17 protein-coding genes and 2 riboswitches are annotated in these 19,535 nt (G+C 68.1%); of the genes, 9 read left to right on the top strand and 8 right to left on the bottom strand.

What is annotated here, in order from left to right; genetic code table 11:
* The first annotated feature begins 11 nt into the window (after positions 1 to 11).
* Complete coding sequence (locus DELCS14_RS12620; RefSeq protein ID WP_013801951.1) at positions 12 to 899, top strand: ABC transporter permease; 888 nt, start codon at positions 12 to 14, stop codon at positions 897 to 899.
* A gap of 16 nt (positions 900 to 915) precedes the next feature.
* Positions 916 to 1,710, top strand: a complete 795-nt coding sequence (locus DELCS14_RS12615) for an ABC transporter ATP-binding protein (protein WP_012206116.1) — start codon at positions 916 to 918, stop codon at positions 1,708 to 1,710.
* A 67-nt stretch (positions 1,711 to 1,777) separates the two neighbouring features.
* Here DELCS14_RS12615 and DELCS14_RS12610 read toward each other — a convergent pair whose 3' ends face one another.
* The 3 genes from DELCS14_RS12610 to DELCS14_RS12600 form a co-directional block, all read right to left on the bottom strand.
* On the bottom strand, positions 1,778 to 2,164 hold the full coding sequence (locus DELCS14_RS12610) for a cupin domain-containing protein (RefSeq protein WP_013801950.1): 387 nt from the start codon (positions 2,162 to 2,164) through the stop codon (positions 1,778 to 1,780).
* 76 nt (positions 2,165 to 2,240) lie between these two features.
* On the bottom strand, positions 2,241 to 3,053 hold the full coding sequence (locus tag DELCS14_RS12605) for an AraC family transcriptional regulator (RefSeq protein ID WP_013801949.1): 813 nt from the start codon (positions 3,051 to 3,053) through the stop codon (positions 2,241 to 2,243).
* 60 nt (positions 3,054 to 3,113) lie between these two features.
* The gene (locus DELCS14_RS12600; RefSeq protein WP_013801948.1) at positions 3,114 to 4,574 is read right to left on the bottom strand and encodes an MFS transporter; all 1,461 of its coding nucleotides are present in this window, start codon (positions 4,572 to 4,574) and stop codon (positions 3,114 to 3,116) included.
* A 93-nt stretch (positions 4,575 to 4,667) separates the two neighbouring features.
* Here DELCS14_RS12600 and DELCS14_RS12595 point away from each other — a divergent pair, with 93 nt between their 5' ends.
* Positions 4,668 to 5,558: a LysR family transcriptional regulator gene (locus DELCS14_RS12595; protein WP_012206120.1), complete on the top strand. Its 891-nt coding sequence runs from the start codon at positions 4,668 to 4,670 to the stop codon at positions 5,556 to 5,558.
* 255 nt (positions 5,559 to 5,813) lie between these two features.
* Positions 5,814 to 7,295: an amino acid permease gene (locus DELCS14_RS12590; RefSeq protein ID WP_013801947.1), complete on the top strand. Its 1,482-nt coding sequence runs from the start codon at positions 5,814 to 5,816 to the stop codon at positions 7,293 to 7,295.
* A gap of 52 nt (positions 7,296 to 7,347) precedes the next feature.
* Here DELCS14_RS12590 and DELCS14_RS12585 read toward each other — a convergent pair whose 3' ends face one another.
* The 3 genes from DELCS14_RS12585 to DELCS14_RS12575 all read right to left on the bottom strand — a co-directional run bounded on the left by DELCS14_RS12585 (position 7,348) and on the right by DELCS14_RS12575 (position 9,023).
* Positions 7,348 to 7,710 carry a VOC family protein gene (locus DELCS14_RS12585; RefSeq protein ID WP_013801946.1) on the bottom strand — a complete coding sequence of 121 codons (363 nt, stop codon included), beginning with the start codon at positions 7,708 to 7,710 and terminating at the stop codon, positions 7,348 to 7,350.
* Positions 7,711 to 7,794: 84 nt separating this feature from the next.
* Positions 7,795 to 8,562 (bottom strand): DUF6597 domain-containing transcriptional factor, encoded by a 768-nt coding sequence (locus tag DELCS14_RS12580; RefSeq protein WP_013801945.1) that lies wholly within the window; start codon positions 8,560 to 8,562, stop codon positions 7,795 to 7,797.
* Positions 8,563 to 8,567: 5 nt separating this feature from the next.
* Positions 8,568 to 9,023 (bottom strand): Lrp/AsnC family transcriptional regulator, encoded by a 456-nt coding sequence (locus DELCS14_RS12575; RefSeq protein WP_012206124.1) that lies wholly within the window; start codon positions 9,021 to 9,023, stop codon positions 8,568 to 8,570.
* A 442-nt stretch (positions 9,024 to 9,465) separates the two neighbouring features.
* Here DELCS14_RS12575 and DELCS14_RS12570 point away from each other — a divergent pair, with 442 nt between their 5' ends.
* Positions 9,466 to 11,112, top strand: a complete 1,647-nt coding sequence (locus DELCS14_RS12570; protein ID WP_043796728.1) for a sensor histidine kinase — start codon at positions 9,466 to 9,468, stop codon at positions 11,110 to 11,112.
* Positions 11,113 to 11,163: 51 nt separating this feature from the next.
* Here DELCS14_RS12570 and DELCS14_RS12565 read toward each other — a convergent pair whose 3' ends face one another.
* Positions 11,164 to 11,655 carry a DMT family transporter gene (locus DELCS14_RS12565; RefSeq protein WP_013801943.1) on the bottom strand — a complete coding sequence of 164 codons (492 nt, stop codon included), beginning with the start codon at positions 11,653 to 11,655 and terminating at the stop codon, positions 11,164 to 11,166.
* A gap of 98 nt (positions 11,656 to 11,753) precedes the next feature.
* Between DELCS14_RS12565 and DELCS14_RS12560 the strand changes: the two genes are divergently transcribed.
* Positions 11,754 to 12,683, top strand: coding sequence for a LysR family transcriptional regulator (locus tag DELCS14_RS12560; protein WP_013801942.1), 930 nt, complete (start codon positions 11,754 to 11,756; stop codon positions 12,681 to 12,683).
* 15 nt (positions 12,684 to 12,698) lie between these two features.
* On the opposite strand, the gene DELCS14_RS12555 is transcribed toward DELCS14_RS12560, so the two are convergent.
* On the bottom strand, positions 12,699 to 14,303 hold the full coding sequence (locus DELCS14_RS12555; RefSeq protein WP_013801941.1) for a fatty acid--CoA ligase: 1,605 nt from the start codon (positions 14,301 to 14,303) through the stop codon (positions 12,699 to 12,701).
* Between the two features lie 169 nt (positions 14,304 to 14,472).
* Positions 14,473 to 14,584: riboswitch (glycine riboswitch) on the top strand.
* A gap of 15 nt (positions 14,585 to 14,599) precedes the next feature.
* Positions 14,600 to 14,718, top strand: a riboswitch (glycine riboswitch).
* Positions 14,719 to 14,735: 17 nt separating this feature from the next.
* Between DELCS14_RS12555 and gcvT the strand changes: the two genes are divergently transcribed.
* From gcvT to gcvP, 3 genes are all read left to right on the top strand, one after another.
* Complete coding sequence (gcvT, locus tag DELCS14_RS12550; RefSeq protein ID WP_013801940.1) at positions 14,736 to 15,911, top strand: glycine cleavage system aminomethyltransferase GcvT; 1,176 nt, start codon at positions 14,736 to 14,738, stop codon at positions 15,909 to 15,911.
* A gap of 135 nt (positions 15,912 to 16,046) precedes the next feature.
* Positions 16,047 to 16,421 (top strand): glycine cleavage system protein GcvH, encoded by a 375-nt coding sequence (gene gcvH, locus DELCS14_RS12545; protein WP_012206130.1) that lies wholly within the window; start codon positions 16,047 to 16,049, stop codon positions 16,419 to 16,421.
* A gap of 71 nt (positions 16,422 to 16,492) precedes the next feature.
* Positions 16,493 to 19,384, top strand: coding sequence for an aminomethyl-transferring glycine dehydrogenase (gene gcvP, locus DELCS14_RS12540; RefSeq protein ID WP_013801939.1), 2,892 nt, complete (start codon positions 16,493 to 16,495; stop codon positions 19,382 to 19,384).
* Positions 19,385 to 19,535 lie beyond the last annotated feature (151 nt).

Raw genomic sequence — 19,535 nt, 5'->3', positions numbered from 1 at the left:
TCGCTCCTCCTATGTCTCTTTTCTCATTGCTCGGTGCCGTCGAGATCGGCCTGATCTTCAGCCTGGTGGCGCTGGGCGTCTTCATCTCGTTCAGATTGCTGCGCTTTCCCGACCTCACGGTGGACGGCAGCTTCCCGCTGGGCGGCGCCGTCTGCGCCATCCTGATTTCCACGGGCACCAATCCCTGGCTGGCCACGCTGGCCGGCACGGCCGCGGGCGCCGTCGCGGGCCTGATCACGGGCTGGCTCAATGTGCGCCTGAAGATCATGGATCTGCTGGCCTCCATCCTGATGATGATCGGCCTGTATTCGGTCAACCTGCGCATCATGGGCGGCCCCAACGTGCCGCTGATCAACGAGACCACGCTGTTCACCCTGCTGCAGCCCGACAGCGTGGCTGACTATGTGATGCGCCCGGTGATCCTGTTCGTGATCGTCGTGCTCGCCAAGCTGGGCCTGGACTGGTTCTTCGCCACCGAGCGGGGCCTGGCCATCCGCGCCACGGGCTCCAACGCCCGCATGGCACGCTCGCAGGGCGTGAACACCGGCGCCATGATCCTGCTGGGCATGGCGATCGCCAACGGCCTGGTCGGCCTGGCCGGCGCGCTGTTCGTGCAGACCCAGGGCGGCTCGGACATTTCCATGGGCATCGGCACCATCGTCATCGGCCTGGCTGCCGTGATCGTGGGCGAGTCCATACTGCCCTCGCGCCGCATCGTCTGGGCCACGCTGGCCGTGGTGGTGGGCGCCATCGTGTACCGCTTCTTCATTGCAGCGGCCCTCAACAGCGATTTCATCGGCCTCAAGGCCCAGGATCTGAACCTCGTCACCGCCCTGCTGGTGACCGTCGCCCTGGTGATCCCCCAACTGAAGCGCAAATTTGCACAGCGCAAGTCCTGATCGCCGGAGAACCCTCATGCTGAGCGCACAACAACTCGAAATCACCTTCAACCCCGGCACGCCCATCGAAACGCGGGCGCTGCGCGGCATGTCGCTGGACATTCCCGACGGCCAGTTCGTCACCGTCATCGGCTCCAACGGCGCCGGCAAGTCCACCTTCCTGAACGCCGTCTCGGGCGACCTGTCCGTGGACAAGGGCCGCATCGAGATCGCCGGCCAGGACATGACGCGCCTGCCCGTGTGGGCACGTTCCGAACGCGTGGCCCGCGTCTTCCAGGACCCCATGGCGGGCACCTGCGAGGACCTGACCATCGAGGAAAACATGGCCCTGGCCCAGCGCCGCGGCACCTTCCGCCGCCTGAGCCGCGCCGTCAAGGCCGAGATGCGCGACAACTTCCGCGAGCGCCTGTCCATCCTGGGCCTGGGCCTGGAAAACCGCCTGACCGACCGCATCGGCCTGCTCTCTGGCGGCCAGCGCCAGGCCGTGAGCCTGCTGATGGCGGCGCTGCAGCCTTCGCGCATCCTGCTGCTGGACGAGCACACCGCCGCGCTCGACCCGCGCACGGCCGACTTCGTGCTGCAGCTGACGGCGCGCATCGTCTCCGAGGCCAAGCTCACCACCATGATGGTCACCCACAGCATGCGCCAGGCGCTGGACGTGGGCGAGCGCACGGTGATGCTGCACCAGGGTCAGGTCGTGCTCGACGTCAGCGGCGAGGAACGCGCCCGCATGGACGTGCCCGACCTGCTGCACATGTTCGAGAAGGTGCGCGGCGAAAAGCTGGCCGACGACGCGCTGCTGCTGGGCTGAGCGCCCCGCACTTCCGGGAACAAGGGGCGCTGCGGCGCCCCTTGTTCATGGGATGGCTACGGGCTGGCTATACCCACACATCGTTCATCGCCGTCCTCTCGCCGCCTTCCTCCCCGGTGTTAAGCACCCCGCGCGGCTCGATCAGCATGAGGCGGGCTTCCCGCTCGGCGCTGGGCTTGTGCTCCGTGCCTTTGGGGACCACGTACAGCTCGCCCTGGCGCAGCAGCACATGGCCATCACGGAAGTCGATGCGCAGCTCGCCGTCCAGCACCAGGAAGGCTTCATCCGTTTCGGCATGCGAGTGCCAGATGAACTCGCCCTGCACGCGCACGATCTTGAACTGGTAGTCGTTCATCTCGGCGACGACGCGGGGGCTCCACTGGCCGGTGAAGCGGCTGAATTTCTCGGGGAAGTTGATGGCCTCGTAGGGGCGGTTTTCAACGGGGAACGTCATGGGCAGACCTTATGAAAGCGTGTGAAGCCTCCATGCTAGGAAGCGCCATCCCTCCGGTCTTGCACGATCGTGCAGCTCAGGCCGCGCCCAGGCGCCTGAGCCAGCGTGCGGGCGGCACGCCATAGGCCATGGCGAACTGGCGCGCCATGTGGCTCTGGTCGAAGAAGCCGGCCTGCAGTGCGGCATCGGCCACGCCCTGCCCGACCAGCAGCAGGCGCCGCACGGTGTCCAGCCGGCGCATGGTCAGGTAGCGGTAGGGGCTGGTGCCGTAGAGCGCGCGGAAGTCACGGCACAGCCGCCAGCGGTCCAGGCCGCTGGCCTGGGCCAGGGCATCCAGGGTCACGCCCTGCACCAGCGCGTCGTGGATGCAGGCGCGGGCGCGCTCCACGGCCCCCAGGTCGGGCAGGCGTCGGACGTTGCGGCGGCCCGCCACGGCGTCCAGCGCCCATGCCAGGTCGTAGATGGCGTCGTCGCGCGCCAGCGGCTCCAGGTCTTCATCCAGGCCCTGCAGCAGCGGCAGCAGCGCGGCCTTGAGCCGCGGATCGGCAGACAGCCCGCCCTCGACAAAGGGCAAGGGCCTGCCGCCCAGCACCTGCTGGATCAGGGCCGGCTCCACATAGACCATGCGGTAGCGAAAACCTGCGTCGGTGCCCGCGTGGCCGTCATGCAATTCATCGGGATGCAGCACCATGGCGCCACCGGGCAGGCTGTGCCGCTGGCTGCGGCGGTAGGCAAAGCTTTGCACGCCGGACAGCGTCAGGCCCAGTGCGTAGGTGTCGTGCCTGTGGGGCGCATAGCCGTGCCCGCCGAAGTAGGCCTCGATGCGCTCCAGGCCTGCGCCCAGCTGCGAATGCCGGACCCAGTCGCTGGAGATGCTCGTTTCTGCCATGTGGGTTGGTGGTGAGGGGTGTGCAAAGCAGCCGCAGATGGTAACTGCGGGCCAGTGACCTCAAGGCGAGCAGGCCGGCTGCTCCGCGCCCGGCACGGCCTGGCTTGACGGTGCGCGGCGCATGCCCGCAGACACCACCCACCCCAGCAGCGCGATCAGCGCAGCGCCCCATTCGGCCTGCTGCAGCCCCCGGGCCGTGGCCTCGCGCAGCGCATCGGGCGCCGTGATTCCGGCCAGCGGCGCGGTGGCCACCATGACCAGCAGGGCCAGCCCCAGCGCCGCGCCCACTTGCTGGGCCGTGGCCGCAATGCCCGAGGCCACGCCCTGCTGCGCAGCCGCCACGCCCTGGCCGGCCACCACCCACATGGCGGTCCAGCACGCGCCCTGGCCCAGGCTGAGCACCACGAAGCCGGGCACCAGCCAGACATAGCTGCCACCCAGCGGCAGCGCCCAGGCCATGTAGGCCAGGCCGATGGTGCCTGCGGCCCAGCCGCCCATGAGCACGGCGCGCGGCGTGGAGCGGTGCAGCCAGTGTTCGGCCCAGCGGATGCCCAGCGTGCAGACCGCCGTGGGCAGCAAAAAGGCCATGCCGGCCTGCAGCGGGCTCCAGCCGAAGATCTGCTGGAAATACAGCGCCAGAAAGTAGTACTGCACGCCAAAGCTGCTCATGAAGATCATGGTCAGCAGCATGGCCGCGCGCAGGCTGGGAACGCGCAGCAGGGACAGCGGCATCAGCGGCGAGGCGATGCGCGCCTCGATGCGCCAGAACAGGGCCAGCGCCGCCATGGCCACGGCCAGCGTCCCCAGCGTGGCGGCGCTGGCAAAGCCCCATTCAGGGCCTTGCACCAGGGCCGTCACCAGCAGGCTGCTGCCCACGGTCACGCTCAGGCAGCCGGCCAGATCGAAGCCCTGGCCCGGCGCGGCGCGCCCGGTCTGGGCCGAGGGCGGCAGAAAGCGCAGCGCCACCATGGCACACGGCCAGGCCACGGGCACCAGCACCCACAGCACCCAGTTCCAGCCCAGCGTCTGCGTGAGCACGCCGCCCAGCAGCGCGCCGGCCGCCAGCCCGCCGGCCGACGCCATGCTCCACACGGCCAGGGCGCGGTTGCGCTCGGGCCCGGCCGCATACAAGGTGTTGATCAGCGACAGCGTGGCCGGAAACAGCAGCGCCCCGGCCACGCCCTGCCCTGCGCGGCCCAGCACCAGCTGCCAGGGCTGCGAGGCAAAGCCGCCGACCAGGGAGGCCAGGCCGAACAGCGCCATGCCCGCCACATACATGCGCCGCTTGCCCAGCAGGTCCGCGCAGCGCCCGCCCAGCAGCAGGCAGCCGCCAAAGGCCACGCTGTAGGCACTGACCACCCATTGCAGGTGGTGCGCATCCATCTGCAACTGCTGGCCCATGGCGTCGAGCGCGACGAAGACGATGGTGGCATCCAGCGCAATCAGCAGCTGGGACAGGGACAGCAGCGCCAGGGCGGCGCGCGGGTGGCGCAGGGCGCCGGGGGAATCGGTCATTGGCATGGCGCCGATCCTAATTAATGCACTTGTGAAGATAAACAGCAGATTTTCATTTTTCTTATGCAAAACTGCATTAATCGAATCTGGAGACATGCCATGGATCTCAACGCCGTGCACCTGCTCATCAAGGTGGCCGAAAGCCGCAGCTTCACCCAGGCCGCCACGCTGCTGGGCACCAGCCAGCCACGCATCTCACGCGCCGTGGCCCAGCTGGAAAAGGACCTGGGCACGCGGCTGCTGCACCGCAATACGCGCAGCGTCTCGCTCACGCCTGATGGCTGCGCGCTGGTGGACCGCTGCGCACCGCTGATCGCCGGGCTGGAAGAGGCGCGCCAGCTGGTCAGCGACCGGCGCTGCGCCCCCAGCGGCGTGCTGCGCATGACGGCGCCGTCCATGCTGGGCCGCATCGTGCTGGTGCCGCTGCTGGGGCAGTTGCTGCGCGAGCATCCGCAGCTGCAGATCGACACCAGCTTCACCGACCGCATGGTGGACATGGTGGAAGAAGGTTTTGACGCCGCCGTGCGCATAGGCCCGCTGGCAGACAGCCGCATGATTGCCCGCGCCCTGCCGCCGCTGCGCTGGGTGACCGTGGCCTCGCCCGCCTACCTGGCGGCGCGCGGCACGCCGCAGACGCTGCAGGAGCTGGCGCAGCACAGCTGCATGGCCGTCTACAACCACTACCTGGGCCGGCGCGTGCCCTGGCAGTTCCTGGCCGGCAATGGCGAGATGCTGGACTGGCCTGCGCCACAGACCGTGACCTTCGACAGCGGCGACCCGCTGGTGGAAGGCTCGCTGGGCGGCCTGGGCGTGGCCCAGGTCATGGAGTTCGCGGTGCGCGAGCACCTGCAGGCGGGCCGGCTGGTGCGGCTGCTGCCCCAGCACGAGGGCCGCGCCCGCGAACTGTCCCTGGTCTACCCGCGCACGCGCCAGGCCTCGCCGCGCATCAAGGCACTGGCCCAGCTGCTGCTGGCGCAGACACAGTGGTAAGCAGGCAGGCGGGCCGCAGACGGCGTGGCGCCATGCCCACAGTGGGTTCGGATTCAGTTCCGCTTATGTGGGTGAAGGGGGATTAAACTCCTGCCTTTCCACGATGGCAGCGTTCTCGGACAATCACGCCTTTTCGTGGTGCATGCACCTTGATGGGGCCGCGACACAGCGGCTCTTTTGTTTTTCCTGTTTTGCATTCCTGCCCCCGCGCCGGCCAGCGGCCGCGCGGGATCTGATCCACCAAACGACACATCCATGGCAGCAGACAACTCCAAGAATGCCGCTCCCACCGCGCTCAGGCGCGAACTCAAGGCGCGGCATCTGTCCATGATCGCCATCGGCGGCTCCATCGGCACCGGCCTCTTCGTTGCCTCGGGCGCCACCATCTCGCAGGCCGGCCCTGGCGGCGCCCTGCTGGCCTACATGATCGTGGGCCTGATGGTCTACTTCCTCATGACCAGCCTCGGCGAAATGGCCGCGAACCTGCCCGTCTCGGGCTCGTTCGCCACCTACGGCGCGCGCTATGTGGACGAAGGCTTCGGCTTCGCGCTGGGCTGGAACTACTGGTACAACTGGGCCGTCACCATTGCCGTGGACCTGGTGGCCGCCCAGCTGGTCATGGCCTACTGGTTTCCCGACGGCAACGGCATGCTGTGGAGCGCCCTGTTCCTGGCCATCATGTTCGGCCTCAACGCCATCTCGGTCAAAGGCTTCGGCGAGGCCGAGTACTGGTTCGCCGCCATCAAGGTGACCACCGTCATCCTCTTCATCGGCGTGGGCGTGCTCATGATCCTGGGCATCGTGCGGGGCGGCGCGCCTGAAGGCGTCTGGGGCAACTTTGCCCTGTGGAGTCAGGGCGACGCGCCCTTTGCGGGCGGTTTCTCGGCGCTGATCGGCGTGGCCATGATCGTGGGATTTTCCTTCCAGGGCACGGAGCTCATCGGCATTGCTGCCGGCGAATCCGAGAACCCCGCCAAGAACGTGCCCCGCGCCGTGCGCCAGGTGTTCTGGCGCATTTTGCTGTTCTACGTCTTCGCCATTCTGGTCATCAGCCTGCTAATCCCCTACACCGATCCGCACCTGCTCAAGAATGATCTGGGCGACATCAGCGTGAGCCCCTTCACCCTGGTCTTCGAGCGCGCGGGCCTGCTGTCGGCCGCCGCCGTGATGAACGCCGTGGTGCTGACCTCGGTGCTGTCGGCCGGCAATTCGGGCATGTACGCCTCCACGCGCATGCTCTACACGCTGGCCTGCCAGCGCATGGCGCCGCGCATGTTCTCGTATGTCAACAAGCGCGGCGTGCCCACGCTGGCCCTGCTGGCCACCACCGTGGTGGCGGCGCTGTGCTTCCTGACCAACATCTTCAGCCCGCAGCTGGTCTACATCTGGCTGCTGAATCTGTCGGGCATGACGGGCTTCATCGCCTGGCTGGGCATTGCCATCAGCCACTACCGCTTTCGCAAGGGCTTCGAGGCCCAGGGCCTGGACCTGAACCAGCTGCCCTACCGCGCATCCTGGTTCCCGTTCGGCCCCATCTTCGCCTTCGTGCTGTGCATGGTGATCACGCTGGGCCAGAACTACGAGGCCTTCATGGCCGACCGCATCGACTGGACCGGCGTGGTCGCCACCTACATCGGCCTGCCGCTGTTCCTGCTGATCTGGGGCGGCTACCGCCTGGTCAAGGGCACGCACATCGTGAAGTACAAGGACATGCAGCTGGGCTCCAACGTCGACTGACGCCCTGCCCAGTCCCCATGAAAAACAGCCCGCAGATGCGGGCTGTCGTCTTTCAGGCATCGGCCGACCACACGGCCAACTCGTAGCCGTCCGGATCGGTGAAGTGGAACCTGCGGCCACCCGGGAACGCGAACACCGCACGGCTGATCACGGCCCCGGCCCCGGCCGCTTCCACGCGGCGCTGTGCCTCGGCCAGATCGTCGGCGTAGAGGATGACCAGCGGGCCGCCGGGCCGCACCTCCTCGCCCGTGGTGAAGCCGCCCGTCAGCCGGCCGTCGCTGAACTCGGTGTAGCTCGGCCCGTAGTCGGTGAAGCTCCAGCCGAAGGCCTCGCCGTAGAACGCCTTGCTGCGCGCGATGTCGGCCACGTTGAACTCGATGTTGTCGATCTGGTGGTTCTTGCCCCTGATGCCCATGTGATGCTCCATTGAATGTCGGTAGGCCGCCATCATCGGCCACGCCGTGGCAGCGGTCTTGAACAAAACGGCCAGCCGGACTGCTCAATCCAGCAGCTGCGCCATGGCGGCGCTGGGCGTGATGCCGCACAGCGCCCTCACCTCGCGCGACAGATGCGCCTGGTCCGCATAGCCGGCGTCCGCCGCCAGCGCCGCAAGACCTGCCTGCCGGTCAGACCGTGCCAGGGCCAGCAGGCGCTGAAAGCGCAGCACGCGCTCCAACGTCTTGGGGCCGTAGCCAAACTGCGCGTGGCACAAGCGGCGCAGGCTGCGCTCCGGCATGTCCAGCTGCGCGCGCATGGCGGCCAGCACGCCGGATTCATCACGCCCGGCTGCAGCCGCCACATTGAACAGCTCCATGGCCTGCCGGTCCGGCGCTGGGGCGTCGCGGCCCATTTGCACCAGTCCATGGATGAACACGGCCTGCCCTGCGCCCGGCTGCGCATCGTTGATGCGATGCACCCACTCCCGCGCGCGCGGCCCCAGCAGATCGCCCAGCTCCACCGCCTGCCCCACGATCTCGTCCATGGGCAGGCCCAGCCAGGCGCTGGCCGCACCGGGCCCGAAGCGCGCCCCCCATACCTCGGACCCCGGCACCAGCGTGGGCCGCGCAGCCACCCTGTCAGGCCCCACGGCCAGCAGCCGCCCGCCCTTGCAAACGATGTCCACGCAGCCATCGGGCACCACGAGAAAGCCACCGGCATAGTCCGGGGCCACGGTGCTGCTCCACAGGCACTGGAAGTGCGGCTGCAGGGCGGGCGGCGGGGAGTGTTCGCGGTAGGGAGCGGGCGGCGGCGCCTGGCCAGAGGGCATGGACTTCAGACCCCCAGCGGCAGGTCGGCCTTCTTCAGCGTGCGCAGCACAAAGCTGGACTGGCTGTGGCGAATGCCCTTGATCTTGTAGAGCTTCTCGCGCAGCAGGCGCTCGTAGTCACGCGTGTCCTTGACGACGACGCGCAGCAGGTAGTCGTACTCGCCCGAGACCAGATGCGCCTCCACCACCTCGGGAATGGTCGCCAGCATCTCGCCGAATTTCTCCAGCGTGTTGTCCGAATGGCTGTCCAGCGTGACCTGCACCAGCACCGTATCGCCCAGGCCCAGCGCCAGCGGGTTCAGGCGCACGGTATAGCCCTCGATCACCCCCGCCTCTTCCAGCTTCTTGATGCGTGCCCAGCAGGGCGAGGCGCTAAGGCCCACGGCCGCGCCGATTTCCTGCAGGCTGGCGCGCGCGTTGGCCTGCAGGGCGGAAAGAATCTTTCTGTCGAGGATGTCCATGGCCGGCAATCTACTGCAAAACAGGCAGACGCAGAATAATTTTCTGTAGCAACGCCTGTTTTGAAGAAATAAAGCAGCATTTTCTGAGACCAAACGCGCACACTTGTCTGCATGGAAGCACGCTTACCGGCGCAGCAAAACCATTCACCCAGCCCCGCCGACTACCGCCAGCGCCCGGATGCGTGATCCAGACCAGGAGCCCGTTACAGGCCGCCCCGCTTATCCGCAGCGGGGCGGCCTGTTGCATTGGGGCACCTGGCAGACGGCAGACAGCGCTTTCCCGCAATGGCCGCCGGTGCACAATGGCCCCCCGCAAGCCTGCACGGCGGACATATATGGGCGCACGCCACTTCAACCAATCGGACCCTTGATCCACACGCAAGACAACCCCACCGAAGGCGGCCGGGGGCACTGGCAAACGGGTGCTGCAACGCAATGGCTGGTGCAGGCCCTGGTGCAGGCGCTGGCAGCCGCAGCGCTTCTGGCACTGCTCACCCGCTTGCTGCCCAACCCCCAGGCAGACCAGGGCATTGCGGTCTTTCCCGGCAGGAGCATGGCGCCGGCCGCCATGCTGCTTTACGCGTACATGGGCTCGGCCCTGGCCATCACGCTGATGAGCCTGATCCTGTGGTGCTGGCTCAGGGAAAGGCTCTACATTCTTTGCGCCGCGCTCCTGGCAGCCGGCTTTGCCTACGCTGCTTTCCGTTACCGGCCCGAAGGCCTGTGGCTGCCCGGCGCCGACCAGCCCCAGCATGCGCTGTCCATCGCCTACTGCAGCTTCTGTGTGGTGGCGACGGTGTTTTTCAGCCAATTGTTCGAGTTCCGCCGCCATTGGATCTGGGCTGCGCATCTCTTCAGCGTGGTGGCTTGGCTGAATGCCATCGCACTGGGCCTGGCACTGTTGGGGGGCTATCCGCAGATCTCGCGTGCCGTGGTGTTCACGGCCCTGGTGTCCACATCGTTCGGTGCGGTCTTCGTGCTGTACCTGCTGGTGGTTCGAAGGCAGTGGCAATACCTGCCGGGCGCGCTGGCGTTTGCGGTGCCATCCGCCCTGGGCATCCTGAACCTGCTGAGAACCCAGGGCCTGCTGCCGGATGTTGCGCTGCCATCGGCACAGATGCTGTGGTTTGCCGGGCGTGTGTCCGAGGCCATCCTGCTGGGAATGGCGGTGACCAACCGCACGCGGGTGGCGGAGCGTGCCCTGCGCAGTGAGCGGATGCAGGCCCTGTCACGCGCCCAGGCTGCCGAGCGCGAGCTGGAGTCCAAGGTCCTGCAGCGCACCGCACAACTGCAAACGGCCCAGCAGGCCCTGCAGACCGCCTTGCACAGCGAGCGGGAGATGCGGCTGGAACAGCGCCAGTTCTTCAACATGATCAACCACGAGTTCCGCACCCCACTCACCATCGTGGACGGCGCCGCGACCGAGCTGCAGACGTTCCCGACGACGGATGCGGACTCCCTCATCGAGCAGGCGTCGCAGATACGCAGGGCTTCGCGCCGGCTGATGACCCTGGTGGACACCTGCCTGATCAACGACCGGCTGGACGCGGGCGCGTTCCGGCTGCAACTGGAGCAGACGCCATTGGATGAACTCCTGGAGGAGTCTGCAGAGCTCGTCGGCTGGTCCCGTCGGCATCGCCTGAAACTGGATCTGGAACACGGCCCGCAGCAATGGCAATGCGACCCTGTCCTGGTGCGCATCGCCATCTCCAACCTTGTCGGCAACGCCATCAAATATGCCAAGGCGGGCGACATCACCCTGGCCGCCCGCTGCGATGCGTCCGGTGACCTGCTGATTTCCGTCAGCGACCAGGGACCGGGCCTTGCGCCCGAAGCGGCAGGACAGGTTTTCGAGCCCTATGAACGCGCAAGCGCCACCCGGCACGTCAACGGGCATGGCCTGGGCCTGTCCGTGGTCAGGCGCATCGCCAGGCTGCACGCAGGCGACGCGTTCTTCCAGCCGGCTGCCGGAGGCGGGGCCTGCTTTGTCATCCGGCTGGGCCGGTTCCTGCCCGGCACGGCAGATGCCCGCCAGGAATGTCCGCCAGTGGCAAGGCCGGCCGCCGTGCCGCCGGGCATGCCCGCCTGACGCGGGCAAGGCCGGAGCCTTCGCCGCTGAAGCAGGGCGTCCTCGCGGCGCTCATGGGGCCGCCGCTGAACGGGCCGTCCCGCCCTGCACCACCAGCAGCACGCCACCCAGGATCAAGGCCACGCCGGCCAGGCGCGTCGCATTGACCGGCCGTGCGCCCAGGCCCATCAGGCCGAAGTGGTCCACCAGCACCGAGACCACGATCTGCCCCGCCACCACGCAGACCAGGAAGCCGCCTGCGCCCAGCCTGGGCGTGACGGCGGCCGCGCTGGCCACATAGATGGCCCCCAGTACACCGCCTATCCATAGCCACCATGGCCCCGCTGCCGCCTGGGCCATGGCCGGAGCGGGCGCGCGCAGCACCCACAGTGCAGGCACCACGACCATGACGCTCACGGCCAGCGAGACCAGCGCGCCCCACAGCGGGTGGCCCAGCAGGCGGCCCACCAGGGCATTGCTGGCGGCCTGGAATGGCAGCATGGCCCCCGCCAGCAGCGCCAGGGCCACGGGAGCAAGGGCGGTGAATGTGCTTTTACCTGTCATGCGGCAAGACCTTTCTTCTTCTGTCAATCGATGCCTGCATGCTCTCGCATCCAGCACGTTGATGAAAATCGTTTGTGTGCACGGTCTATATTCATGGCATGGATGAACTGCGCCGGATCGACCTCAACCTGCTGCTGGCCCTGCACGCCCTGCTGGCCGAAAAACATGTGACGCGCGCGGCCCTGCGCCTGCACAAGAGCCAGCCGGCCATGAGCCATTCGCTGGCGCAGCTGCGCGAGCATCTGGGCGACCCATTGCTGGTGCGGCGCGGTGGCCGCATGGCGCTGACGGCACGCGCGCAAGGCCTGGTGCAACCGCTGGCGGATGCGCTGGGCAGCCTCAACGGCTTGCTGGCACAGGCGGAATTCGACCCGGCCCACGCACGCGGACGGCTGCGGCTGGCGCTGTCGGACTACGCATCGCGCATCGTGCTGCCGCCGCTGATGCGGCATCTGCGCCAGCACGCACCCGGGCTGGACCTGGCCATCAGCCAGTCCACGCGCGAGGTGATGCTGGCCCAGTTGGCCGATGGCGAACTGGACCTGGCACTGGGGCCCTTCCCCGACGCACCCGACCTGCCCGAAGGCATCGAGGTGCAGGATCTGTTCCAGGAACAATTCGTGAGCGTGGCCGACCAGGCCGTGCTGCCGGCACGCGGCGGGCTGTCACTGCAGGACTGGCTGCAGCGCCCGCACGTCATGCTGGCCATGCGGCCCGACGCCAGCGAGGAAATCGAGAAGGCGCTGGCCGCCCAAGGCCTGAGCCGCCGCGTGGTGCTGGCCCTGCCCCACTGGAGCGCGGCGCTGGAGGTGCTGGCAGGCACCGACCTCGTGCTGACCGTGGGCAGCCGCGCCATTGGCGACCTGCGCCGCCACAAAACGCTGCGCCGCTTCACGCCACCGCTGAAGCTGCCCCGGTTCGCCTACCAGCAGGCCTGGCATGTGCGCAAGCAGGGGGATGCCATGCATCGGTGGCTGCGCAACTCGATGGCGCAGTGCTGCACTGCGCAGGGGCAAACACAGAAGTAAGTGCAGGCCGCAGCCTCAGGCCGCCACCACCACCCTCAGCAACTGCTTCTGTATCTTCCCGCTGGCCGTCTTGGGCAGGGCCTCGCGGAAGTGGTAGCGGCGCGGGCGCTTGTAGGCGGCCAGGCGGTCGCCGTGGACCAGGAAGGCGTCCAGCGCCTCGGCCGTGGGCCTGGCGCCAGGCTTGGCGACCACGTGGGCGGCGACGATCTGGCCCCAGCGCTCGTCGGCCTCGCCGATGACGGCGACCTCGAGCACGTCGGCGTGTTCGACCAGTGCGTCTTCCACTTCGCGGGGATAGACGTTCTCGGCGCCCGAATTGATCATGTAGTCGATGCGGTCACGGATCCAGAGATAGCCGTCGTCGTCGATGTGGCCCAGGTCGCCCGTGTGGTACCAGCCGTGCGCCAGCGCGCGGGTGTTGGCGTCAGGGCGGTTGAGGTAGCCGGCCATCATGCAGGGGCCGCGCACCAGGATTTCGCCCACCTCGCCGGGCAGGCAGGCTTCGGCCGGATCGGTGGGGGCGTTGTCTTCGCGCAGGCGCGCCACGATGAGGTCATGGCCCATGGAGGGCAGTCCCGCCGAGCCCGCGTGCGAAAGCTGCTCGCGCGGCAGGAGGATGGACATGCAGGGCCCCATCTCGGTGGTGCCGTAGACCTGGACCAGGTCGCTGCCGACCTTGCGTGTCCATTCGCGGATCAGGTGCGGCGCCATGGAGGCGCCGCCGTACTCCACCAGCCGCAGCGCGGGCGCCTGTTCGGGCGAGGCAATGGGGTCGGCCAGCAGCATGGTGACCATGGTGGGCGCCGCGAAGAAGAAGCTCACGCGCTCTTCGCGGATCAGGCGCCAGGCCTCGGTCACGTCGAAGCGGCGCAGCAGCACCTGGGTGGCACCGGCCTGCAGGCGCGGCAAAAAGCTGGTGTGCAGCTCGGCCGTGTGGTTGAGCGGCGCCATGGCCAGGCCCACGTCGTCGCGCGTGAACTGCATGGTCTGGTGCATGAGGGCGTTGTGCGCCAGCTTGCTGCGGTGCGTATGCAGCACGCCCTTGGGCCGGCCCGTGGTGCCGCTGGTGTACATGAGGATGCAGGGGTCGCTCTCGCGCACATGGGCCTGGGGCGGCGCGCTGCTGCGGCCCCTGGCCAGGGCGGACAGGCGCTGCGTGGCCCAGACCGGCAGCGGGTCGGCCGGGGCATCGTCGGCAAAGATCCAGTGCTCGATGCCTGCGCCAGTGCCGCCGCCTTCGGCCTTGAGCAGGGCCTGGGCGCGCGCGGCCACCTCGCCGCCCTCGTGCTCGAACACCAGGGCGCGCGCAGCACCGTCCTTGAGGATGAAGGCCAGCTCCTGCGCCGCCAGCCGGTAGTTGATGGGGTTGAAGATGGCGCCCAGGCGCGCGGCCGCCAGCATGGTGAAGACAAAGGCCGGCGTGTTGTAGAGAAAGGCCGCGACCACGTCGCCATGGCCTATGCCCAGCTCGGCCAGGCCGTGGGCGTGGCGGTTGACTTCGGCATCGAGCCGGGCGTAGGTCCAGGCGCGGCGCTCGCCGCCCTCCCACGCGACCAGGGCCTCCTTGTTCGGCAGGTAACGTGCCGGCCAGGCCAATGTGTCTCCCAGCGTCTGCTGCATGTGCGCTTCTTCCTTCTCGCTCACGAGATTTCATATATCGATGCATCTCAATGTAGGAGATTTTTTAGACAGTTATGCAATTTGCAAATGCATCCATGCAGGCAAGCGCATGGAGCTGGGGCCGGCCCGCGGAAATCCCGAAGCCGCGCGGGCGCTGGCCGCAGCTAGAATGCGCCGGTCAGGAGAGAGTGCCCGCCCGGCCGCAATGGTCACAGGCAGCGGCACCGCCGAAGGCGCAGGGTTCGTCCCGAACGCTCAGGCAAAAGGACTGGCACCGCCTGCCGCCACGGCCGCAGGCGTTCCTAGCTGGAGAGAGATGCAGGGCACGGCGGTGTGCCCCATCCACCGAAGGAGCAAGCCCCACGCATGGAAGGTGCGGGTGAATCTCTCAGGTAAAGCGGACAGCAGGGCAGGACATCCCGGGATTCCGGGATGGCGTTGTGCCTTGCCCCTTGCCGAAAAGAGAGTCCCTCCTTGACCGCTGCCTCCACCACCGATCTGCTCAAGACCCCGCTGTTCGACCTGCACCAGGAACTGGGCGCGCGCATGGTGCCGTTTGCCGGCTACTCCATGCCCGTGCAATACCCGCAGGGGCTGATGGCCGAGCACCTGCACACGCGTGAGGCGGCAGGCCTGTTCGATGTCTCGCACATGGGCCAGATCAGCCTGCGCGGCCCGGATGCCGGCGCGGCGCTGGAATCGCTGCTGCCCATGGACGTGCTGGGCCTGGGCGAACACCGCCAGCGCTACGGCCTGCTGCTCAACGACGCGGGCGGCATTCTGGACGACCTGATGTTCGTGCGCCGCGAGGACGACCTGTTCCTGATCGTCAACGGCGCCTGCAAGCACGAAGACCTGGCGCACATAGAGGCCCGCATCGGCCAGCGCTGTGAAATCGAGCCCCAGTTCGACCGGGGCCTGCTGGCGCTGCAGGGCCCGCAGGCAGCAGCCGCCATGGAGCGCCTGCTGCCCGACACGGCCGGCCTGGTGTTCATGACGGGCGGCTACTTCGACTGGGAAGGCGCCGAGCTGTACATCACGCGCAGCGGCTATACCGGCGAGGACGGCTTCGAGATCTCCTTGCCCGCCAGCCACGCCGAGGCCTTTGCCCGTGCCCTGCTGGCCCAGCCCGAAGTCAGGCCCGTGGGCCTGGGCGCGCGCAATTCGCTGCGCCTGGAAGCCGGCCTGTGCCTGTACGGCAACGATCTGGACACGACCACCACCCCGGCCGAGGCCGCCCTGAACTGGGCCGTGCAGAAGGTCCGCCGCATTGGTGGCGAGCGCGAAGGCGGCTTTCCCGGCGCGGCCACCGTGCTGGCCCAGCTGCAGTCGCCCGAGCTGCTCACGCGCAAGCGCGTGGGCCTGGTGGCCCTGGAGCGCGTACCCGTGCGCGAAGGCACGGAGCTGCTGGATGCCAGCGGCCGCAAGGTCGGCGAGGTCACCAGCGGCCTGCTGTCGCCCACGCTGAACCAGCCCGTGGCACTGGCCTATGTGGAGCCGGGCAGCGCCGCCATCGGCACCACGCTGCAGGCCATGGTGCGCGGCAAGGCCGTGCCCATGCAGGTGCAGGCCACGCCCTTCGTGGCGCCCCGCTATCACCGCGGTTGAGGACAGCCTGCGCGCTTGGCGTGGATCGAGTTCGGCGGATTCGTTTTTCCTGCCATCGCATGCCGCTACAGTGCGCACTGACCTTTCTCAAACCGCCTTTCACAGGTTTCTTTTCAGTTTCTATCGGAGCAAGCCATGAGCATCCAGTATTCCAAGGACCACGAATGGATCAACGCCGCCAACCCTGACGCGGCCATCGTCGGCATCACCCTCCACGCGCAGGATGCGCTGGGCGACGTGGTGTTCGTCGATCTGCCCGCCGTGGGCACCAGCTTCAACCAGGGCGATGTGGCCGGCGTGGTCGAGTCCGTCAAGGCCGCCGCCGATGTCTACATGCCCGTCAGCGGCGAGATCGTCGAAGTCAACGAAGCCCTGCGCGACGACCCCTCCCTGGCCAACAGCGACCCGCTGGGCGAAGGCTGGTTCTTCAAGGTCAAGCTCAGCGACGCAGGCCAGTTGGCCGCGCTGCTCGACGAAGCCGCCTACACGGCCTTCGCACAGAGCAACTGACGCCACTTTCCGGCCAGGACGGGCGCCAGGGCCCGCCCTGGCGCTTTTCAGCTTTTGAGACAGGTCCCTCCATGCTGATGTCCTCCACCCAGCCCCTTGCCGCCCTCGAGAACGCCACCGAATTCGTGGCCCGCCATATCGGCATTGCGCCCGAAGACGAGGCCCACATGCTCAGCGCCATTGGCGCGGCATCGCGCGATGCGCTGATCGACGCCATCGTCCCGCCCTCCATCCGGCGCCACCAGCCCATGGCGCTGCCGCCAGCGGCCACCGAAGCCCAGGCGCTGGCCGAACTCAAGGCGCTGGCAGGCCGCAACCAGCTGCTCAAAAGCTTCATCGGCCAGGGCTACTACGGCACGCACACGCCCGGCGTCATCCTGCGCAACATTCTCGAGAACCCCGCCTGGTACACGGCCTACACGCCCTACCAGGCCGAGATCTCGCAAGGCCGCATGGAGGCCCTGGTCAACTTCCAGACCATGGTCTGCGACCTGACGGCCATGCCGATTGCCAACGCCTCCATGCTGGACGAGGCCACGGCGGCCGCCGAGGCCATGACGCTGGCCAAGCGCTCCGTCAAAAGCAAGAGCAACCGTTTCGTGGTGGCCGGCGATGCCCACCCCCAGACCATCGAGGTCATCCAGACGCGCGCCGCGCCGCTGGGCATCGAGGTGCTGCTGGCCAACTCGCTGGAGGAATGGAACCAACTGATGGAGGGCGACTACTTCGCCGTGCTGGCCCAGTACCCCGCCACCAGCGGCCGCATCGACGATCTGCGCGCCGACGTGGACAAGGCCCATGCAAAGCAGGCCGCCTTCATCGTGGCCACCGACCTGCTGGCGCTGACCCTGATCACGCCGCCCGGCGAATGGGGTGCCGACATCGTGGTGGGCACCACCCAGCGCTTTGGCATGCCCATGGGCGCAGGCGGCCCGCACGCCGCCTTCATGGCCTGCCGCGACGAGTTCAAGCGCTCCCTGCCCGGCCGCCTGGTCGGCGTGAGCGTGGACGTGCATGGCAAGCCCGCCTACCGCCTGGCACTGCAGACGCGCGAGCAGCACATCCGCCGCGAAAAGGCCACCTCCAACATCTGCACGGCCCAGGTGCTGCCCGCCGTCGTGGCCAGCATGTACGCCGTCTACCACGGCCCCGAGGGCCTGGAGCGCATCGCCCGCCGCGTGGCCTCGTACACGGCCATCCTGGCGCGCGGCCTGGCCGAGCTGGGCGCGCCGCTGCGCGAGGTGCCCAGCTTCGACACGCTGAGCCTGCACACGGGTGCGGCCACCCAGGCCATCGTGGAGCGTGCGGTGTCCATGGGCGCCAACCTGCGCGTGTATTTCAAGGAATACCTGTGCATCTCGCTGGACGAGACCACCACGCGCGCCGACGTCGAGCTGCTGTGGAAGATCTTCGCCCGGGACGGCCAGACCCTGCCCAGCTTCGCCGCCTTCGAAAAGGGCGTGGAGCCGCTGATCCCTGACGGCCTGCGCCGCAGCAGCGATTTCCTCACGCACCCGGTGTTCAACACCCACCGCTCCGAGACCGCCATGCTGCGCTACATCCGCCAGCTGTCGGACAAGGACCTGGCGCTGGACCGCAGCATGATCCCGCTGGGCTCCTGCACCATGAAGCTCAACGCCACCAGCGAGATGATTCCCATCACCTGGCCCGAGTTCGCCCAGGTGCACCCCTTTGCCCCGGCCGACCAGCAGCAGGGCTATGCGGAACTGGACAAGCAGCTGCGCGACTGGCTGTGCCAGGCCACGGGCTACGCCGGCATCAGCCTGCAGCCCAATGCCGGCAGCCAGGGCGAGTACGCGGGCCTGCTGGCCATCAAGGGCTGGCATACGAGCCGGGGCCAGTCGCACCGCAACGTCTGCCTGATTCCCAGCAGCGCCCACGGCACCAACCCCGCCAGCGCGCAGATGGTGGGCATGCAGGTGGTGGTCACCGCCTGCGATGCCAACGGCAACGTCGACATGGCGGACCTGGCGGCCAAGTGCGAGCAGCACAGTGCCAACCTGGCCTGCATCATGATCACCTACCCCAGCACGCACGGCGTGTTCGAGACCCAGGTCAAGGAGCTGTGCAAGCTGGTGCATGACCACGGCGGCCGCGTCTACGTGGACGGCGCCAACATGAACGCCCTGGTGGGCCTGGCCGCGCCGGGCAGCTTCGGCGGCGATGTCAGCCACCTGAACCTGCACAAGACCTTCTGCATTCCGCACGGCGGCGGCGGCCCGGGCGTGGGCCCCGTCTGCGTGGTCGAGGACCTCGTCCCCTTCCTGCCCGGCCATGCCACGGCGGGCCTTGCGGGCGGCACGGGTGCCATCAGCGCCGCGCCGCTGGGCAATGCGGCCGTGCTGCCCATCAGCTGGATGTACATCCGCATGATGGGCGCCCAGGGCCTGACCCTGGCCACCGAGACCGCCATCCTCAGCGCCAACTACATCAGCGCCCGGCTGCGCGACCACTACCCGACGCTGTACGCGGGCGAGCACGGCCATGTGGCGCACGAGTGCATCCTGGACCTGCGCCAGTTCAAGGAAAGCACGGGCGTCATGGCCGAGGACGTGGCCAAGCGCCTGATCGACTACGGCTTCCATGCGCCCACGCTGTCCTTCCCCGTGCCCAACACGCTGATGGTGGAGCCCACCGAAAGCGAAAGCCTGTACGAGCTGGACCGCTTCGTGGACGCGATGATCGCCATCCGCGAGGAAATCCGCGCCATCGAACAGGGCCGCCTGCCCCAGGACGACAACCCGCTCAAGAACGCGCCGCACACGGCCGAGACGCTGCTGGCCTCGGAATGGGCCCACCCCTACAGCCGCGAGGCCGCTGCCTACCCGGTGGCCGCCCTGCGCCAGTCCAAGTACTGGTGCCCGGTGGGGCGCGTGGACAACGTCTACGGCGACCGCAACCTGTACTGCAGCTGCATCCCCGTGGACGCTTACCTGAGCTGAAGCACCTGCCACCGAAAGGGGCGCTTGTGGCGCCCCGCCTGGCGCGCGTACACTGCGGCCCTGCCCGCGCCGGGCTCCGGTAATCTGCCGGACGCCGGGCGCGGGCCACCAGGATTTGTGCGGCATGTGCCGCTTTCCCCAGCGCCAGCCC

Origin of the sequence: Delftia sp. Cs1-4 (assembly GCF_000214395.1) — a bacterium.
Classification (GTDB): Bacteria; Pseudomonadota; Gammaproteobacteria; order Burkholderiales; family Burkholderiaceae_C; genus Comamonas; species Comamonas acidovorans.
Note: the sequence above shows the minus strand (reverse complement) of the source record. Positions and strands in the feature narration are given on the sequence as shown.

Bases quoted from the DNA above. Each gene is read 5' to 3' on its own strand.
- DELCS14_RS12580 (WP_013801945.1), bottom strand. From the start codon at position 8,562: ATGCCCTCTGGCCAGGCGCCGCCGCCCGCTCCCTACCGCGAACACTCC.
- gcvP (WP_013801939.1), top strand. From the start codon at position 16,493: ATGCTGATGTCCTCCACCCAGCCCCTTGCCGCCCTCGAGAACGCCACC.
- DELCS14_RS12595 (WP_012206120.1), top strand. From the start codon at position 4,668: ATGGATCTCAACGCCGTGCACCTGCTCATCAAGGTGGCCGAAAGCCGC.
- DELCS14_RS12555 (WP_013801941.1), bottom strand. From the start codon at position 14,303: ATGCAGCAGACGCTGGGAGACACATTGGCCTGGCCGGCACGTTACCTG.
- DELCS14_RS12575 (WP_012206124.1), bottom strand. From the start codon at position 9,023: ATGGACATCCTCGACAGAAAGATTCTTTCCGCCCTGCAGGCCAACGCG.
- gcvT (WP_013801940.1), top strand. From the start codon at position 14,736: ATGGCGTTGTGCCTTGCCCCTTGCCGAAAAGAGAGTCCCTCCTTGACC.
- DELCS14_RS12610 (WP_013801950.1), bottom strand. From the start codon at position 2,164: ATGACGTTCCCCGTTGAAAACCGCCCCTACGAGGCCATCAACTTCCCC.
- DELCS14_RS12605 (WP_013801949.1), bottom strand. From the start codon at position 3,053: ATGGCAGAAACGAGCATCTCCAGCGACTGGGTCCGGCATTCGCAGCTG.
- DELCS14_RS12565 (WP_013801943.1), bottom strand. From the start codon at position 11,655: ATGACAGGTAAAAGCACATTCACCGCCCTTGCTCCCGTGGCCCTGGCG.
- DELCS14_RS12615 (WP_012206116.1), top strand. From the start codon at position 916: ATGCTGAGCGCACAACAACTCGAAATCACCTTCAACCCCGGCACGCCC.
- DELCS14_RS12585 (WP_013801946.1), bottom strand. From the start codon at position 7,710: ATGGGCATCAGGGGCAAGAACCACCAGATCGACAACATCGAGTTCAAC.
- gcvH (WP_012206130.1), top strand. From the start codon at position 16,047: ATGAGCATCCAGTATTCCAAGGACCACGAATGGATCAACGCCGCCAAC.
- DELCS14_RS12560 (WP_013801942.1), top strand. From the start codon at position 11,754: ATGGATGAACTGCGCCGGATCGACCTCAACCTGCTGCTGGCCCTGCAC.
- DELCS14_RS12600 (WP_013801948.1), bottom strand. From the start codon at position 4,574: ATGCCAATGACCGATTCCCCCGGCGCCCTGCGCCACCCGCGCGCCGCC.
- DELCS14_RS12590 (WP_013801947.1), top strand. From the start codon at position 5,814: ATGGCAGCAGACAACTCCAAGAATGCCGCTCCCACCGCGCTCAGGCGC.
- DELCS14_RS12620 (WP_013801951.1), top strand. From the start codon at position 12: ATGTCTCTTTTCTCATTGCTCGGTGCCGTCGAGATCGGCCTGATCTTC.